The organism is Kitasatospora sp. NPDC093102 (assembly GCF_040683915.1).
Classification (GTDB): Bacteria; Actinomycetota; Actinomycetes; order Streptomycetales; family Streptomycetaceae; genus Kitasatospora.
In genome coordinates this window covers 1-16465 of record NZ_JBFBFA010000032.1, presented here as the reverse complement: position 1 = coordinate 16465, position 16465 = coordinate 1, and the positions used below count along the sequence as shown (strand labels likewise).

The 16465-nt window shown below is 70.2% G+C and carries 18 protein-coding genes; 10 read left to right on the top strand and 8 right to left on the bottom strand.

The features are described from left to right. The first annotated feature begins 67 nt into the window (after window positions 1-67). Window positions 68-2185: a phosphate acetyltransferase gene (gene pta, locus AB0O11_RS28960; RefSeq protein ID WP_363392690.1), complete on the top strand. Its 2118-nt coding sequence runs from the start codon at window positions 68-70 to the stop codon at window positions 2183-2185. A 100-nt stretch (window positions 2186-2285) separates the two neighbouring features. Beyond that, complete coding sequence (locus AB0O11_RS28955; RefSeq protein WP_363392687.1) at window positions 2286-3266, top strand: endonuclease/exonuclease/phosphatase family protein; 981 nt, start codon at window positions 2286-2288, stop codon at window positions 3264-3266. A 273-nt stretch (window positions 3267-3539) separates the two neighbouring features. Here AB0O11_RS28955 and AB0O11_RS28950 read toward each other — a convergent pair whose 3' ends face one another. Together AB0O11_RS28950 and AB0O11_RS28945 are read right to left on the bottom strand one after the other, a co-directional pair. Then, window positions 3540-4487, bottom strand: coding sequence for an aminoglycoside phosphotransferase family protein (locus AB0O11_RS28950; protein WP_363392684.1), 948 nt, complete (start codon window positions 4485-4487; stop codon window positions 3540-3542). A gap of 321 nt (window positions 4488-4808) precedes the next feature. Further along, a complete protein-coding gene (locus AB0O11_RS28945; RefSeq protein WP_363392681.1) occupies window positions 4809-5900 on the bottom strand; it encodes a DUF5937 family protein in 1092 nt (363 codons plus the stop codon). Window positions 5901-6017: 117 nt separating this feature from the next. Between AB0O11_RS28945 and AB0O11_RS28940 the strand changes: the two genes are divergently transcribed. The 3 genes from AB0O11_RS28940 to AB0O11_RS28930 are packed head-to-tail and all read left to right on the top strand — an operon-like array spanning window position 6018 to window position 6953. Continuing rightward, the gene (locus AB0O11_RS28940) at window positions 6018-6224 is read left to right on the top strand and encodes a hypothetical protein (protein WP_363392678.1); all 207 of its coding nucleotides are present in this window, start codon (window positions 6018-6020) and stop codon (window positions 6222-6224) included. A gap of 19 nt (window positions 6225-6243) precedes the next feature. Next, a complete protein-coding gene (locus tag AB0O11_RS28935) occupies window positions 6244-6537 on the top strand; it encodes a transposase (protein WP_363392827.1) in 294 nt (97 codons plus the stop codon). Continuing rightward, on the top strand, window positions 6534-6953 hold the full coding sequence (locus tag AB0O11_RS28930; protein WP_363392675.1) for a VOC family protein: 420 nt from the start codon (window positions 6534-6536) through the stop codon (window positions 6951-6953). Before AB0O11_RS28935 ends, AB0O11_RS28930 begins: the two co-directional genes overlap by 4 nt. 143 nt (window positions 6954-7096) lie before the next feature. Here AB0O11_RS28930 and AB0O11_RS28925 read toward each other — a convergent pair whose 3' ends face one another. Continuing rightward, the gene (locus AB0O11_RS28925; RefSeq protein WP_363392672.1) at window positions 7097-7318 is read right to left on the bottom strand and encodes a DUF4287 domain-containing protein; all 222 of its coding nucleotides are present in this window, start codon (window positions 7316-7318) and stop codon (window positions 7097-7099) included. 410 nt (window positions 7319-7728) lie between these two features. Here AB0O11_RS28925 and AB0O11_RS28920 point away from each other — a divergent pair, with 410 nt between their 5' ends. Then, the gene (locus tag AB0O11_RS28920) at window positions 7729-9738 is read left to right on the top strand and encodes a collagenase (RefSeq protein WP_363392670.1); all 2010 of its coding nucleotides are present in this window, start codon (window positions 7729-7731) and stop codon (window positions 9736-9738) included. 149 nt (window positions 9739-9887) lie between these two features. Here AB0O11_RS28920 and AB0O11_RS28915 read toward each other — a convergent pair whose 3' ends face one another. After that, window positions 9888-10115 (bottom strand): hypothetical protein, encoded by a 228-nt coding sequence (locus AB0O11_RS28915; RefSeq protein ID WP_363392667.1) that lies wholly within the window; start codon window positions 10113-10115, stop codon window positions 9888-9890. Between the two features lie 11 nt (window positions 10116-10126). Here AB0O11_RS28915 and AB0O11_RS28910 point away from each other — a divergent pair, with 11 nt between their 5' ends. Then, a complete protein-coding gene (locus AB0O11_RS28910; RefSeq protein WP_363392664.1) occupies window positions 10127-10564 on the top strand; it encodes a hypothetical protein in 438 nt (145 codons plus the stop codon). 98 nt (window positions 10565-10662) lie between these two features. Here AB0O11_RS28910 and AB0O11_RS28905 read toward each other — a convergent pair whose 3' ends face one another. The 3 genes from AB0O11_RS28905 to AB0O11_RS28895 form a co-directional block, all read right to left on the bottom strand. Then, window positions 10663-11298 (bottom strand): hypothetical protein, encoded by a 636-nt coding sequence (locus AB0O11_RS28905; RefSeq protein ID WP_363392661.1) that lies wholly within the window; start codon window positions 11296-11298, stop codon window positions 10663-10665. Window positions 11299-11404: 106 nt separating this feature from the next. Next, window positions 11405-11542: a hypothetical protein gene (locus AB0O11_RS28900; protein WP_363392658.1), complete on the bottom strand. Its 138-nt coding sequence runs from the start codon at window positions 11540-11542 to the stop codon at window positions 11405-11407. 356 nt (window positions 11543-11898) lie between these two features. Beyond that, window positions 11899-12516, bottom strand: a complete 618-nt coding sequence (locus AB0O11_RS28895) for a TetR/AcrR family transcriptional regulator C-terminal domain-containing protein (protein ID WP_363392655.1) — start codon at window positions 12514-12516, stop codon at window positions 11899-11901. A gap of 66 nt (window positions 12517-12582) precedes the next feature. Here AB0O11_RS28895 and AB0O11_RS28890 point away from each other — a divergent pair, with 66 nt between their 5' ends. The 3 genes from AB0O11_RS28890 (at window position 12583) to AB0O11_RS28880 (ending at window position 15780) form a co-directional block, all read left to right on the top strand. Beyond that, window positions 12583-13815 carry a beta-ketoacyl-[acyl-carrier-protein] synthase family protein gene (locus tag AB0O11_RS28890; protein WP_363392653.1) on the top strand — a complete coding sequence of 411 codons (1233 nt, stop codon included), beginning with the start codon at window positions 12583-12585 and terminating at the stop codon, window positions 13813-13815. A 335-nt stretch (window positions 13816-14150) separates the two neighbouring features. Then, entirely contained in the window at window positions 14151-14501 is a 351-nt protein-coding gene (locus tag AB0O11_RS28885) for a hypothetical protein (protein ID WP_363392650.1), read from the top strand. 178 nt (window positions 14502-14679) lie between these two features. Next, entirely contained in the window at window positions 14680-15780 is a 1101-nt protein-coding gene (locus tag AB0O11_RS28880; RefSeq protein ID WP_363392647.1) for a hypothetical protein, read from the top strand. Window positions 15781-15831: 51 nt separating this feature from the next. Here the strand turns inward: AB0O11_RS28880 and AB0O11_RS28875 are convergent, their stop codons facing one another. Beyond that, window positions 15832-16179 (bottom strand): ATP-grasp domain-containing protein, encoded by a 348-nt coding sequence (locus tag AB0O11_RS28875; RefSeq protein ID WP_363392644.1) that lies wholly within the window; start codon window positions 16177-16179, stop codon window positions 15832-15834. Window positions 16180-16465: the final 286 nt, after the last annotated feature.

Genomic DNA, 16465 nt, shown 5'->3' with positions numbered 1-16465 from the left:
CTCGACGAGAAGGACGACGACAACGACCCGTGGCAGCACACCGGCCCGGCGGAGAACGGAGCAGGGCGTGACCCGCAGCGTGTACATCACCGGCCTCGGACGCGGTGACGGCCGCGAGGTCGTCGACCTGGGGATGATGGAACTGCTGACCCGCCACGTGGCGCGGGTGGGCGTGTACCGCCCCTTGACGCGTGAGGGGCCGGACCACCTGTTCGACTTGCTGCGCTCGCGCTACCGGCTCTCCCAGGACCCGGCCACCGCCCATGGCATGAGCCACCCGGCCGGCGCATCGCTCCAGGCCGAGCGCGGCACCGACGAGCTGGTCTCCCGCCTGGTCGACCGCTTCCACGCCGTCGCCCGTGAGCACGAGGTCGTACTGGTCCTCGGCTCCGACTACCACGACACCCGACTGCCCACGGAACTGGCGCTCAACGCCCGCCTCGCGAACGAGTTCGGCGCCTGCGTGCTCACCGTCGTGGGAGGCAGGCACCAGAGCGCCGATTCGGTCGTCGACGAGGTGCACAACGCGCACCGCGCCCTCACTGCGCAGGACTGCGACGTCGTCGCCGTGATCGCCAACCGGATCGCCCCCGACCGCGCCGCACAAGTCGCCGAGCATCTGAAGGGCCGGCTGCCGGTGCCGGTCTACGTCCTGCCCGAGGACGCCTCACTCGCCGCTCCCACCGTGGCCCAGGTGGTCCAGGCACTCGATGGCGAGGTGCTCCTGGGCGACGACGCCGGACTCGCCCGCAGCGTACTCGACTACGTCTTCGGCGGCGCGACGCTGCCCACCCTGCTGCCCGCGCTGACCCCCGGCTGCCTCATGATCACCCCCGGCGACCGGTGCGACCTCGTCGTCGGAGCACTGGCCGCGCACTCGGCAGGTGCCCCCGCGATCGCCGGAGTACTGCTCACCCTGGGACAGCGGCCGGGACCCGACATCATGACACTCGCCGACCGGCTGGCACCCGGCACCCCGGTGATCTCGGTGGCCGGCCGTTCCTTCCCGACCGCCACCGCGCTGTCCACCCTGGAAGGCGAGCTGACCACGGCCACCCCGCACACGGCGGAGGTCGCGCTCGGCCTGTTCGAGACGCACGTCGACACCCGTGAACTCACTCGCCGCCTGTCCATGACCCGCGGCATCAGAGTCACGCCGATGATGTTCGAGCACCAGCTGACAGAGCGGGCCCGCGCCGACCGCCGCCACATCGTGCTACCCGAAGGCACCGAGGAGCGCATCCTGCGCGCCGCCGGAGTGCTGCTGCGCCGCAACGTCTGTGATCTCACCCTCCTCGGTGAGGAGAGCGCGGTTCGCAGGCGGGCCGCCGGCCTCGGCATCCACCTCGGCCCGGAGGCCGGGGACCACGAAGAGCGCGCCATCTGCCGGATCGTCGATCCGCACGACTCGCCACTGCGCGAGACCTTCGCACAGACCTACGCCGAACTCCGCGCCCACAAGGGCATCACCCTCGAAATGGCCCACGATCTGATCGTGGAAGGCTCGTACTTCGGCACGCTGATGGTGCACCAGGGCCTGGCCGACGGCATGGTGTCGGGGGCAGTGCACTCCACGGCAGCGACCATCCGGCCCGCATTCGAGGTCATCAGGACGGCGACGGGCGTCTCCAGCATCTCCTCGGTCTTCTTCATGTGCCTGCCCGATCAGGTGCTGGTCTACGGCGACTGTGCGATCAACCCGGATCCGGACGCGGAACAGCTGGCCGACATCGCCATCCAGTCGGCGCGGACCGCCACCCAGTTCCATGTCGAGCCGCGGGTGGCGATGCTGTCCTACTCCACCGGGACCTCCGGGGCAGGCGCGGACGTCGACAAGGTGCGAGACGCGACCGCGATCGTCCGCGAACGCTGTCCCCAACTGCCGGTCGAGGGCCCGATCCAGTACGACGCCGCGGTGGACCCCGGGGTCGCGGCCACCAAGTTGCCCGGCTCGAAGGTGGCGGGCCACGCCACCGTTCTCGTGTTCCCGGACCTCGACACGGGCAACAACACCTACAAGGCCGTCCAGCGCTCGGCAAACGCGATCGCCATCGGACCGGTGCTGCAAGGACTGCGCAAGCCGGTCAACGACCTGTCACGCGGCGCCCTCGTCCAGGACATCGTCAACACCGTTGCGATCACCGCGATCCAGGCACAGGGCGAAACCCGGAGCCCGGGCCATTGACACGGTGAGGCCCGCGGAACCGGGCCCCGGGCGCAGGCGTCCGTCCTTCATGACGGCGGCCGGTGATCACGGCTGTCGGCCGCCCCCTGGAAGGAGCACCGTGACGGACGGTACGTCGAAGAGCGCGTCGCCCGTCGGCAGAGGCCGTTGGCGCCTGGCCGCGCTGATCGGGTGCGGGGCGCTGCTGCTGGGCCCGGCAGCGCTCGCGCTGGTGCGGCTGCTCGGGTGGGACGACGGCACCGTGTGGGCCATGCCGATGGCCGGGCTGCCCTACGCGGCGCTGCTCAGCGTGCTGCTGCTGGCAGCGGTGGCGGTACTGCGCCAACGGTGGCTGACCGGGATCGCGGCCGCGCTGGCGGTGCTGCAACTGTGGTGGCTGATACCGCGGCTCGTCCCGGACGGGGCCGACGCGCCGGCCGACGCGCCCCGGCTGCGGGTGGCGACCAGCAACAACTTCATGGGGCAGGTCTCGCCGAAGTCCCTGGTCGACCTGGTACGCGACCAGCGGATCGACGTGCTCGCGGTCGAGGAGCAGAGCGACTCCGCCGCCGACGCGCTGGACGCGGCCGGCATCCGCGCCCTGCTGCCGCACCGCGAGCGGCCGGCCGGCACCGACACCGCGCTCTACACCCGGCTGCCCGTCAGCTCCGCCGCCGACCCGGCCTGGCCGACCACCAACCTGACCGTCGCTGTCGCCGGCCGCCCGGTGCAGCTGGTCGCCGTGCACACGTACTACCCGCTCGGCGACGCCCGCCGCTGGGCCGAGGGCCTGCACGACCTGCGCGCCGCCGCGCCCGGGCGCACCCACAACGCGGTCCTGCTGGGCGACTTCAACGCCACCCTCGACCACAAGCCGATGCGCGACCTGATCGACACCGGCCTGACCGACACCCACGAGGAACTCGGCGCGGGCCTCTTCCCGACCTGGCCCCAGGACCACCCCGACTACCGCGTCCCGGCCGTGATCCAGATCGACCACGTCCTGCACGGGCCCGCGCTGACCGCCGTCGACGTCTCCGAGCACGCCCTGCCGCTCAGCGACCACCGCGCCGTGGTGGCCGAACTCGCCGTCCTGCGCTGAACGCGGAACGCGGGCAGCCGGGGACGGCCCGCGCCAACGCTCATCAGGTACACGCCCATGCGGGGAAGCTACAGTCCGCGACCGACCTCGATCAGGGAGCCAGCAGGACCCGCTTCCGCCGGAGAGCGAGACCAGCGCAGCCGGTCGGCCACGACAACATCCCCGCCGGGCTCCCCCATCACGCCCGCGGCCCCCGCCGCCCACCCGTCACCTTCGGCATCACGTGATCACACCGGACCGCTCGAACGACGCCGCCCTGGTGCACCGGGCTGCCTAACCCGCCAGCCGGGCGATGTCATCGGCGATGGCGCCCAAGGGCCCGACCGTGCCGATCGAACGGAACCAGTCCCACAACTCGACCGCGTGGTACAGCCGGTAGAGTTCGAGCCGCTCGACGGCGTCGGCGGGAAGCGGCCCGTAGCCTTCGAACAGCGCGCTGCGTTCCGGCTCGCCACGGCCGAGGGAGTAGTAGTCGGTCTTGGCCAGGTCGATCAGCGGGTCCGCGGCGATCGCGTTCTCGACATCGATCACGCCGGTCACCTCCCAGCCGCCCGGACGCCGTGCGACGAGCACGTTGCCCTCGTGCAGGTCGTTGTGGCAGAGCACGGCGGTCTCGCAGTTGTCGAACAGCGCCCCATCACGCTCGACCCGCCGCGCGACCGCGTCGTGCAGCCGGCCGTCGCCGCCCAGAGCCTTGAACTCCCCGAGCTTCTTGGCGAACTGGCGCCGCATGTAGCTCCCGTTGTCGCAGCGCGGATCGAGGATGCGGTCGGTCACATACCCGTAGGCCTCCTGGCCGATCTGATGGATCGTGGCCAAGGCGGCGCCCATCTCCCGGTAGAACGACGGAATTCGCGCCGGGTCCAGATCCTTCGACGCCTCGGACAACGGGCGCCCCTCGAGCAGGCTCAGGATCGTGACGGCCCGGCCACCGGGCCCTCCCCCCGGCGTGTGGTGCAGCACGCTCGGCACCGGCAGGGATCCAAGGCTCGCGAGCATCCCGTAGACGCGAACCTCCTTTGCCTGCTTCCAGGCCCACTCGGGCGCATACACCTTGAAGATCGCGCAGTGGACAGGATCAGCACAACGCAACTCGTACACCGCGCTCAACTGGCCGCCCGTACGCGGCACCACTTCGATGACCTCGGCGTCGGGGAACACCTCCCGCAGCAGCCCTTCGGCCCATACGGTCCCGGGAGGCAACTGATCCGGCTGTGACATGCGTAGACCGTATGCACCGAGGTTCACCACGGCAATCGAATTGTCACGCGCTGTCCGCCGACAGACCCGGGCCCGTCCCATTGGCTCCACAGATGCAGGGTGAGACTCGGCGGCCCCGGCGGGGGCGCCGGTGGCCCTGCCGGCCGTCCCAGCGCCGCTTCCGCCCTCGTCAAGGCAGCGGAATGACAGGCCTGATGAGGGTGCCGCGTGTGTGCGGGCGCTGCGCGACGAAGTCGCCCTGTGCTTCGGGGGCCACCGCCTACCAGGCCTGGTCATCACCGGGTTCGGCCTGTTCGACTGATCCGCCCCGCCCGGCCGTCCCTACCGCAGCACGGACTCCAGGAAGTCGCTGCCGAGCCGGGTCACGACCGAGAGGTCGAGCTGGTTGAGGACGTAGCGGCCCCGGCGCCGGGTGATGAGCAGCCCGGCCTTCTTCAGAACGGCGAGGTGGCGGGAGACTTCGGGGGCGGTGATGCCGTACGCGTCGGCCAGTTCGTTCGTCGTGTACGCGCCGCGCGAGAGGTTGCGACACAGGTTCATCCGCATGGGATGGGTCAGCGCGTCCAGGCGCAGCTTGACCGTCTCCACGGGCTCGGTGCCGCCGACCTCGTGGGCGGCGGCCGGGTACTGGATCACGGGCTGCCAGCCCGGCCCGTACAGGGTGAAGAGGTGTGGCCAGCCGAACACGCTCGGCAGGAGCGTGACGGCGCTGCCGCGGGCGTCGGTGCGGCCGTGGAGCAGTTTGTCGACGACGATGCGGCTGCCGTGTTCGTCCTCCTCCAGGCTCAGCGCCGGTGACGCCGCTGTGAGTGCTTGCGCCAGGCCCTTGCGGCGCAGGAGCTCGGTCTTGTGCTGGGCGTCGGCGGCGAGCTGGACGCGGACGCGGCGCCAGGTGTCGGCGAAGAACGCCTGGTCGCAGTCCTCCAGAAGCCGTCGTATCCATGCGCGCGTGGCGGTGGGATCGGCGAGCATCCGCTCGACGAACGCCGCCTGGCGTGGGCCGCGGGCCGCCGCCAGGTCGAGCGCGCGGCGTCGCGACCAGTCGTCGACCAGCGGTGACGGCAGGCCCTTGGGGTAGTGGTTGGTGCTGCAGGAGATCTCCAGGGCCGTGCCGACGAACTTCTCGTCGTCCATGCGGTCGAGGTCGTCCAGCTCCTCGGCGAGGGTCTCCCGCGGCTGGGCCGGCATCAGGAAGTCGGAGCGCGTCGACCGCCACATGAAGTCGGCCTCCAGCAGTCGGTCGGCCAGCTCCGGCCCGAGCGCGGCGGAGGTCGTCGTCGTCCACGCGTGCACCCGGGCGTGGTGAGCGGGCTCGGCCAGCGCGTGCAGCGCGTTGCCGAGCTCGGCCAGTGGCGAGGGGCAGAAGGTGATCCGCTCGTGCGGCAGTCCGGTGATGTCGATGGTCACGCTCACCCCTCCATGGTGCCGGGCCCCGGTTGCACCCGGCCCGGCGGGGGGAGCCGCCGTGTCATTTGACGGGGGTCGTCAATCGGCGGGACGGACGGGGCGGCCGGGGTACATGGTGGGCGCATGAACGCCCTGCACCAGCACCTCCTCGACAGTTACCGGGCCGCCCAGCACGCCGAACCGGCCCCGCCCGCCCCCGGTACCCACGACGTCGCGGTGCTGCGGGCAGCCCGCGACCACCGCCGCTTCGAAGCCGTCCTCGCCGGCCGCCCGACCACGGGCCGCCTCCGCCTGGCCCTGCGCCGCTGGCTGAAAGCCGGGGCCTGTTAGTGTCGACGCGCTCGGCTTCCTGAAGGCGCTGCGTGAGGTCTTCCCCGCAACCCGCGAGCAAAGGTGCTGGGTTCACGAAACCTCCGATGTGATCGACTGCCTGCCCAAGTCCGCCGGGCCTGCGGCGAAGCAGGCCGTGCAGGAGATCTACAATGCCGAGGACCGCGAGCACGCGGCGCGGGCCGTTGAGGTGTTCGCCCGGCAGCACGGTGCGAAGTTCCCGAGGGCGGTCAAGACGATCACCGACGATGAGGACGAGGTGCTGGTGTTCCACGACTTCCCGGCCGAGCCGACCCCGGCGGTGGCTGCATGACGCGCCCCGTCACTGGGATGCTGCACCACGTCGAGATCTGGGTGCCCGACCTCGACCGGGCCGTCGTCTCTTTCGGCTGGCTGCTGGAAGCCCTCGGCTACACGCGGTTCCAGAGCTGGAACAACGGCCAGAGCTGGCGGCTCGGGACGACGTACCTGGTCTTCGAGCAGTCCCCGGCGCTCATCGCGGACCAGCACGACCGGTGCCGGCCCGGCCTGAACCATCTCGCATTCCACGTTGAGGGTCACCGCACCGTGGAGGCACTGGTCTCCGAGGCCGCGCGGCACGGCTGGACCCTGATGTTCCCCGACCGGCACCCTCACGCCGGCGGCGAACAGACCTACGCCGCCTATCTGGAGAACACCGATGGGTTCGAAGTCGAACTCGTCGCCATCGCCGCGACCGAGTCGGACTGACAACGATCGGCCCGTCCACAGGTCTTGACGATGGCTCCCCACCGGCGCTGCCGACGCCGACGCCAGGCCCGCACCAGCCACGACGAACGACGAGGCCACAGCCCGGGAGCCGAAGCCTCGTCGCGGCAAGCACCGTTGCAGTACTACTCCGCGCCCTCGTCGAGCGTGTGCTTGACGAGGGCGTTCGCGTGCCCGTGGCCGAGTCCGTGTTCCTCCTTCAGCCAGGCGACCAGCTCCATGTGCTTGGTCAGCGGCGAGGAGCGGATCAGTTCCTTCCAGTGGGAGATCGGCTGCCCGTGCTTCTTCTCGATGGACGGGAAGTAGCTGGCGGGGCCCTTGGCGGCGGGGGTCTGCGTGTTCGTCATGCTCATAGGACCGGCGGCGGGCCGGAAACTCATCGGCCGTCACATGTGAGCCGCATCACACTCTGACGCGGGGCCCGCTGCCGCCCACCCGCCGCCGGCCGACCCCGCGGCCTTCAGGGCCGGAGATGCAGATCGGCCACTCCACGCGGCCTGCAGGCCTGGGCGGCCGCGGGCGGACCTCCCGGCTTGTGATCCGACGGACCTCCCGCACCCGCACGTCGCACCACCCCGGCCCGAAGCGTCGCAGGTCAGCCACGCGGGGGCGCGGTGGGCGCGAGGTGGCCGAAACTGTCGTGCCATATGACCTGTGACATTGTTCTGACCTCCGGTCGGTGACAGGATCCACGCCAAATCTCCTTCCTTCAGCCTGACTCCATGTCGGGCTGCCCCCACTCGAAGAAGGACTCGGCGTGCTCCTGCGCACAAGACTCTCCACACTCGCAGCCGGCGTCGTCGCCTGTTGCGCCACGGCCACCGCCGTGCTGCCGGCCCAGGCCTTCGCGGCACCCGCTGCCGTCACCGCCGCCCCGGCCCCGGCCGTGGCGCCCGCTGCGCCCACCGCCGCGAAGACGGCCGGCCCGTCCGCCACCGGAACGACGACGGGCTCCGAGGAACCCGCCGCGCCCGCGGTCCCGCTGCCCCCGGCGCTGATCGGCGAGCGCCTCATGGGCGGGCCGGCCGCCATGGCCGCGACGGGGGCCCACGCCCAGCCCAAGTCCCTTGCCGCGCGGGCCCCGTCCGGCGCGGACGCGGCCGCCGCCGCACAGGCCTGCACCCCGGCCGACTTCGCCGGCCGCACCGGGACCGACCTGGTCGCGTTCATCAAGAGCTCGACCCCGGAGTGCATCCGGGGTCTGTACAGCAGCGGCGGCACCGACCCGAGCATCTTCCAGCAGTCCCGGATGCTGTCCGTCGCGGGCGCCTTCAAGGACCTGGCGGCCGGCTACACCGGCGACAACTCGACCGGCATCCTCCAGCTGGCGCTCTACCTTCAGGTGGGCTACTACATCCAGTTCTACTATCCCGACGCGGCCGGCCCGTACACCGGCGAGCTCACCACCGCCGTCAGGGCCGCCCTGGACACGTTCTTCGCCGGCGCCCGCTGGCACGACGTCACCGAGAGCAACGGCATCGTGCTCCGGGACGTGGTGTGGCTCACCGACAGCGCCAACGTCCAGGCCGGCTACCTGGGCGTCTACAAGCGGATACTGGACGACTACAACAACTCCTACAACGCGGTCCCGAAGATGGTCGGCGCGGTCAACTCCGTTCTGCAGTTCCCGCTCTGGCGGGGCAACTCGAACCCGGACTTCGTCAAGGCGGTCGCCGCCGACCCGAGCCTCGCCCACTCCCTCGCCGACTTCGCGATCAACCACAAGGACCTGCTCAGCGGGCCCAACGCCGTCCTCGACACCAACGCGGGCAACGACCTGGCCCGGATGGCCGGGAGCGGCCCCGCCGTCGAGGCAGCGGTCAAGCCGCTGGTCAGGAAGGTGCTGGACTCCGCGCCGCTGCTGACGCCCGCGGCACCGTTGTACGTGCACACGGCCGTCCAGGCGGCGTACTACAACGGCGGCCAGTGCTCGTACTACGACATCTGCAACCTGCCCGCCAAGCTCACCTCGGTGGTCCTGCCGAACCAGCTGGTCTGCGACAATCGCACCCTCCAGGCCCAGGCGCTGTCGGCCGACGAGCTGGCCACCGTCTGCGCCAGTCTGCGCAACCAGGACGCGTTCTTCCACAACGTGGTCAAGGACAACGGGCCGATCCCGAACCAGTACGCCAAGAACGTCACCTTCGGGATCTTCGCCAACAAGACCGACTACACCACCTACTCGTGGGCGATCTTCGGCAACGACACCGACAACGGCGGCCAGACCGTCATGGACGCGTCCGACCCGAACGCGCGGGCCGCGACCGTGATGTACCAGAAGACCTGGAACAACAACGACCCCGCCCGGGTGTGGAACCTCAACCACGAGTACACCCACTACCTCGACAGCGTCCACGACCTGAAGGGCAACTACCCCACCCAGATGTCCGTCCCAGACATCTGGTGGGTCGAGGGCCTCGCCGAGTACGTCTCGCACAGCTACCGCGGCGCCACCGACACCGACGCGATGGGCCGGAACTGCTCGCGCAGCGGCCGCGCCGCGACCGCCGGCAACCTGGACTACCTGTACGTCTACCTGCCGGCCGGAACCACCACCCTGAAGGTCACCACCTCCGGCGGCACCGGCACCGCGCACCTGTACTACAACCCCGGCATCTGGGCCTCGCCGAGCGCCTACACCGCCTCCTCCACCAACGCCGGCACCACCCAGTCCCTCACCATCACCAACCCCACCGCCGGTTACCGGTACCTCAGCCTGTACGCCGTGACCGACTTCAGCGGCGTCACGATCAGCACCGAGTTCTGATCCCCGATCCACCGCAGGACAGCACGCCACGCGCTCGGCCGGGGTTCCCGGCCGAGCGTCGTGCGTGGGCGGCGCCGTCCGACGGCGGGGACGGGCATGAGCCGGCCCCACCGGATGATGCCGCGGAGCAGTGGCAACTGCGGCTCTGTTCAGCCGAGTTCGGCGAGCAGCGAGATGTAGGTGCGTACGGCAGTGATCGCTACCGGGTCGCGGATGACACACTCCCGGCCGGTGGACCAGTGGTCGTCTTTCGATGCGCGCTTGCCGACGACCATCTGCTCGGTGCCGTCGTCCAGGCGCTCGAAGATGAGCGAGGCTCCTTCTTTGTCTCTGGCGTGTTTGCTGTGGTTATTTGTGTTCAGTGCTCTCAGGTGCAATGGTGTCCGCCATGAAGATCACGATCACGGTGGAGAATCCGACCCCCGAGGCACTCGAGAAACTGCTCGCCCTCGCCACCATGCCGGCTGCCGTCGTGACCACGGTGCCCGACGACCGCTGGACCCCGGAGCGGGCCCGCTCGTACTACGACCGCCTGCCGCCCCGCGCGCAACAGATCCTGCTCCAGGTCGTCGATGGCGAAGGCGAGTGCGCCGCAGACGAGTTGAAGGCAAACGGCCGAAGCCTGCGGGGATCCACCGGAGCGTTCCGCCGGGTGCTCTCGGAGGGCAAGCGGACCGGCCTCTGGCCGGACGCACTGCCTGTACCGCTGGTGTCCCACATCGTCGGCGGACAGCTCAAGAAGCTTGAGATGCCGGGGCGCGGCACCGAGCCGTACCCACTCCCGGCCTTTGAGGAAGGCCTGTGTGACCTTCGGAGTGGTGACTGACGAAAAGTCCGGTCGATCCCCGCGGCCCACCCGGCGCGGCAGGCGGGTCACTCGCACGCCTGAGGGCCCGGTGGGAAGCCGATTCGGGCCGAGGAGGGTCAGGAGAGGTGGACCGCCACCCCGCACAGGCCGAGCCCGTTCTCGGCGGCGGCGCGCCACAGCCGCAGCGGGCCGTCAAGAACCGACTCCTCTCGGGGTGAGTAGTACAGCCAGTCCTGAGCCTCCGCAGCAGACCGTTCGGCACCGGTGAAGGCGAGGGCTCGCTCCACGCACGGCAGGGTCTCGCGGACCTGGGCGGAGGTGAGCAGGAGGTTGCCGCACCAGCCCGGCAGGAGGGCGGCACGGGCCGGGCCGATGGCATGGAAGAGCGACGAGACTGCGTATTCCTTGGAATTGACCGAGACGAAGATGCCCTCGGCTGGCTGGTCCGTCCACACATCGTCGACGACGTAGAAGTCCGGATCGGCCGTGCCGCAGCACATGTCGTCAACGTTGAGCCCTGGGGCGGTGAGTTCCCGAAACGACTCCACAGCGGCACCGTCCGCTGCCGTGAGCCCTGAACTCCCGTACCAAGTACGGCGGTCAGGCAGCGGAGCCTTCTGCCATCGCTCCCAGCGCTGCTGGGCGCGCGGCTCGGTCCGGTCCGCCTCCATCGCGGTCAGCAGGCGGGGAGACAGATCGGAGATGAAGGAGTCGGGGTGGCTGGTGATCGCCCAGGCGCTGGTGAAGCCCATGCTCCGGACGATACCGACCTCGGCTCGTCAGGGTGAACTTCTTCCCGAAGTCCCCGATCAGCTTGGTGTGGTGGCTGTATTCGGTGGTGTGTCAGAGGCTGTTGGCTTACCGGGGCCCCTCCGCGATGGCGCAGGCACTGTCCAGCACGCCGACCGTGAGGAGCGCGGCCTCCACGTCGTGCAGCCGATCCCAGACCTCCTGCGCGGGGGCGTCGATGGTGATCTGTTCCTCAAGCCTGCTCATCGCGAACCTCGCCTCCTGGCCCGGTACACCGGATCTCTTGGGTTCTTCCAGCCTGGGCCCGGACACACGCTCGGCAACCAGGGGCAAAAAGCGGCTTCACGACCATCCGTATCCGCCGCCGTCACGACCGGTTTGATCCCCGCGCCACCGAGGCGGATCACACGCGGTAAATCGCCGACGACAGCCGGGCGTTGGATCGAGCCACCGCGGTGCCGGCCCCTGGCCGGCGCGCCCGCGCGAGCGTGGCCGGCGCTCCGTCCACGTTCATCCCGACGCGTGTCCGGCGCCTTCGACCTCAGCCCGTGCGGAGTCCGCCGACACGAGCCGCCCCAGCACCGTCGCCGCGTCGCCGCCGGCTAGCCGCGCTCGGGTTCGTCGTGGATGGTCAATGCTCCGGCGAGGTCGAGATCGGCGACAGTGCCGTGCGCCCCGGCGCGGACGAGCAGCACTGCGCCGAGCGCGGTGCTCCAGAACGTCCTGACCTCCACGTCGAGCGGTCGACGGACCCTCCAGCCGCGACCGTCGACGAGCTGGCTCACGAAGCGCCCGGATTGCCGGAACAGCAACTGGAGGTGCCGGTCGACCACGGGGGCGAGTTCGGGCTTGGAGATCCCGGCGGCGAGTGCTCGCGCGACCGATGGGAGCGAGGGCATGGCCAGTACGGCGCGGGCGATGTTGCGCCGAAACGTCGCCGCATCGGGGGCTTGGCGACCGATGCGCTCGATCCGTCGGGCGTCGTGCAGCAGGCCGAGGAAGGCGGCGTGCACGAGCAGCGAATCCTTGGAGCCGAAGTAGTAGGTGACCTGATTGGGGAAGACGCCTGCCGCGTTCGCGATCTCCGCGACGCTCACCTCGGCGCCGGGCCGCTCCTTGCAGAGCCGTGCGGTCACCTCGATCAGCTGGCGTCTCGTCGCGCGACCGCGGTCACGCGACCGGGCCGGCGTCGATCGGGCTTCGGTTCGCTTCTTCTCCACACCCGAATTGTATGTGATACAACTAGGCCCGTTCGCTTGTATCGCATACAAGAAAGGCGGAAGGGCATGCACCGGACTGGAGTCGTCGTGACCGGACTCGGCGCGATCACACCACTGGGCGGAGACGTGGAGTCCACCTGGAAAGCCCTGCTCGCCGGCGAGTCGGGCATCCGCGGCGGCGTCCTGCGCGGCCACGAGGACACCGGCCTCCCCGACACCGCCGCGGGGACGATGACGATCGACCCCGCCGAGTCGCTGCCGCCGGTGCAGGCCAGGCGGCTCGACCGCTCGCAGCAGGCAGCCCTCACCGCGGCGGCCGAAGCCTGGACCGATGCCGGTGCCCCGCGGGTGGACCCGGACCGGCTCGCATCAGCGATCGGCACGGGTATCGGGGGCGTACGGACGCTGCTGAAGGAAGACGACGTACTGGAAGCGGCCGGGACGCGGCGCGTCTCGCCGCGCACGGTACCGATGCTCATGCCCAATGCGGCGGCGGCGCTGATCAGCATCGAATACGGCGCACGGGCCGGGGTCTACACACCTGTCTCGGCGTGTTCCTCCGGTGCCGAGGCGATCGCCCTGGGGGCCAGGCTCATCCGCGCCGGCGAGGCGGACGTGGTCATCGCGGGCGGGACCGAGGCCGCGATCACCCCGATCACCGTCGCCGGCTTCGCCCAGGCACAAGCACTGTCGCGGTACGCCGCCGAACCCGCTTCAGCGTCCCGGCCGTTCGCCGCGGACCGCAGCGGATTCGTCCTCAGTGAAGGCGCCGCCGTCGTGGTGCTCGAAAGCGCCGAGCATGCCGACGCCCGGGGTGCGCGCGTCCACGCGGTGCTCGCGGGAGCCGGCATCGCCGCCGACGCCCACCACATCACGGCACCCGCTCCCGACGGCTCCGGTCAGATCTCTGCCATGCGCAAGGCCCTTGCGCAAGCCGGTCTGGCTCCCGAGCGGATCAGCCACATCAACGCCCACGCCACCGGAACTCCGACCGGCGACGTCGCCGAGGCACACGCGATCAGGGAGGTCTTCGGCCGCGCCACCGTGACAGCCCCCAAGGCGGCACTCGGTCATCTCTTCGGCGCGGCCGGTGCGATCGAGGCGCTCATCGCCGTCCTCAGTGTGGAGCACGGCGTCATCCCGCCGACCCGTAACCTCACCGCGGCCGGCGTCGGGCCCGACATCGATCTCGATGTCGTCACAGCGCGACGAGACGTCCCCCAGGAGGCCGTGCTCAGCAATTCCTTCGGCTTCGGCGGACAGAACGTCTCACTCATCGTCACCGGCGCGGCTCGCTGACGAGAAGGCGGCCACTGCCGTCGCGTTCCCGCAGCGTTCAACGGCTCGGCACCGGTTTCCGGGAGAGCACGGGCGGGGTCCGCGTAGCGGACCCCGCCGCCCCGGCCAGTCGATCCTCTGCTCTTCCCGAAGACGGTCGGCCGGGTGCTGCCGCGGACCCGCACGATGAGCGCCGAGGTCCGATGACACCTCGGGCTCGGCCCCAAACCGGAGATCCTCCGCATCCTGACCGAGTTTCCGCTCGCGTACCGGGACGATGACGGCGAACTCGTCGTCGAGGACAATCCTCAGCCCCTTCTGGGCCATCACAGCGAGCCGTGACCGTCTGAACCGGCGTGTGCGTGCTCGTCCGGCGGCGCGGCCACGACGACCGGCCCGAAGGCGAACTCCATGCCCTCGACCGGCCCGGCTTCCAGATCTTCGAGACCGGCGTCGCACCGGACGGCCGCACCGCCGCCGGCGGCCTCACCTCAGGCCAGACGCCGGCGCCCCACCGGCGCCGTCTTGATGTCCATCGGGACGTTCCCTGGAAGAAATCTCCCGCGGGTTTCTCCGTGTCGCACCGGCCATCGGTCACCGGCGCCTTCCACCTGTGCTCCGACCAGGGAGGTTCCCAGGAAGCGGGTCTTCCTGGCACGGCGGCCCGCAGCCCATCGCCTCAGCCTGTTCAGATCGCCAGACATTGACTAATCTGGGACAATTTTCCCATAAGTCAAATAGCGGCATGGAGCCCGGTGCCGGCAATGCGGTATCCGCACTCGTCGACGGCCGAATGGATTCGGGCAACGAGGATTCGCTGCGGCACAACCGAACCGCCGTCCGGTCGCACCCGGCTCATTCACCTGCGCGATTCGGAGGTGCGACATGACTGTCACTGTTCCGTTTATCGTTACGACCTTAGGCGCGGCACCGGTCATCGGAGTGAGCGTCGCGTGGGACATCAACGAACGCGGCGACGTGGTGGGTGAGGGCGACGAGACGGGATTCGTGTGGCGTCCGACCACCCCCAACGGCACGACGGGGGCCGTGACGCGCTTGAGTCCGCTCTCGACGGGCGGAGCCCCCACCTCGGCAGCCGCGCTCGCGATCAACAGCGCGGGTGACGTCGTCGGCCGTTCCGAAGCGCTGGACGCCTTCGGGAACCCCGTCGACAGGCGAGCGGTCCTCTGGCCGGCAGGTGGCCTGCCCGTGGACCTCGGCACCCTCGTCCCGACCGGTTCACCCACGTCGCCGGGGTTCCTGGGAAACAGTGAGGCGCTGGACATCAACGACAACCGAGAGATAGTCGGCCAGTCGGACACCGCCACTTCGGGGACCGCGCACGCTTTTCTCTCGCTGCCCGGCCAGCCGATGGCCGACCTCGCGCTGACTCCGCTCGATATCCTGCCGCCGGGCACGACGGACTTCAGTCAGGCCAGCGGCATCGCCAACGGCGGGGGGATCGTCGGCGAGGGCACCGCGCTGGATGTACAGGGCAACGTCGCCAGCCGGGCATTCTTCTCATCGACCGCATCGCCTTTCACCAGAACCGCGCTCGGGACGCTCCAGAACGGTTCGGGTGGATTCCTGGGGGACAGCAGGGCCGTTGCCGTCGAGAACGCATTCGGGCGAATCGCCGGAGATTCGGTCCCACCGGCCGGGGGGACGGAACGGACACCGGTGATGTTCAAGCTCGGCCCGTTCGGCATCGGTCCGACCGGGCTCGCGGCGACGACCGGCAGCACGCGCGCATTCAGCGACGCCGGGGTGATCGTCGGGTTCGTGGGCGACTTCGGTGATCCCGGCCGTAGAGGCTTCGCCTTCGACACCTCGGATTCCACCCTCACCGACCTGACCGGCAACCTGGCGACGCCGGGGTTCACGATCCTCGAAGCGACAGGCGTCAACAACAGCGGCCAGATGTCCGCCATCGCGGCGGACGCCGCGGGGGTGGCCACGGCCGTGCTCCTCACACCCCAACCCTGATGGCGGAAGCGAACTCCCCCCGTGTGCCGCACCGCGGCGTACGGGGGGGCCTCACGGCCGTGCGAGCGCGAGCGCGATGGCACGCGCGATCGGCTGGCCGGTGCAGGACTCGTAGTAGCTGTAGGCCGGGCTGGGATTGACCTCGAAGCAGTAGACCTCGCCGTCGTCGGCCAGCATCAGGTCGATGCCGGCGAGGGACAGCCCCAGCCGGCCGGCCAGCTGTACGCAGCGCTCGGCCAGCTCATCCGGCAGCTGCCACGGGGAGAGGTCGGCCCGGCCGCCGTCGCGGTGGGCGTAGCGGTAGTCGACGCGGTCGGTGTCGATCCGCGTGGCGAAGACGTCCCCGGACACGGTGTGCACCCGGACGTTGGTGCCCTTGACGTACCGCTGGAACTGCACGGCGCAGCCACGGATGAGCGGGAGCCGCTCGATCGCGTCGGCGTCGAGGGGCTGGACGATCGACCGCAGGCAGCTGATCGACTTTTGACATCCTCGCCCACCTATAAGGAACCTAAGGGAGGGCGATTCCCGTCTGGTCGGCCGTTGTCGGGCGGGGCTCCGGGTGGGTTCCTGCTTCACCGCGCTGCGCCGGTACGAGTATCGGTCTTACCTGCGCTCCACAGGCTGATACCGCCAGTCCGGCGGCCTTGGCGACGTTGACCGCCGCGTTGGTGTCGCGGTCCAG

Excerpts from the sequence above, each read along its gene's own strand:
- AB0O11_RS28950 (WP_363392684.1), bottom strand. The coding sequence starts at position 4,487 with ATGTCACAGCCGGATCAGTTGCCTCCCGGGACCGTATGGGCCGAAGGG.
- AB0O11_RS28940 (WP_363392678.1), top strand. The coding sequence starts at position 6,018 with ATGAACGCCCTGCACCAGCACCTCCTCGACAGTTACCGGGCCGCCCAG.
- AB0O11_RS28930 (WP_363392675.1), top strand. The coding sequence starts at position 6,534 with ATGACGCGCCCCGTCACTGGGATGCTGCACCACGTCGAGATCTGGGTG.
- AB0O11_RS28925 (WP_363392672.1), bottom strand. The coding sequence starts at position 7,318 with ATGACGAACACGCAGACCCCCGCCGCCAAGGGCCCCGCCAGCTACTTC.
- AB0O11_RS28910 (WP_363392664.1), top strand. The coding sequence starts at position 10,127 with ATGAAGATCACGATCACGGTGGAGAATCCGACCCCCGAGGCACTCGAG.
- AB0O11_RS28905 (WP_363392661.1), bottom strand. The coding sequence starts at position 11,298 with ATGGGCTTCACCAGCGCCTGGGCGATCACCAGCCACCCCGACTCCTTC.
- AB0O11_RS28900 (WP_363392658.1), bottom strand. The coding sequence starts at position 11,542 with ATGAGCAGGCTTGAGGAACAGATCACCATCGACGCCCCCGCGCAGGAG.
- AB0O11_RS28890 (WP_363392653.1), top strand. The coding sequence starts at position 12,583 with ATGCACCGGACTGGAGTCGTCGTGACCGGACTCGGCGCGATCACACCA.
- AB0O11_RS28880 (WP_363392647.1), top strand. The coding sequence starts at position 14,680 with ATGACTGTCACTGTTCCGTTTATCGTTACGACCTTAGGCGCGGCACCG.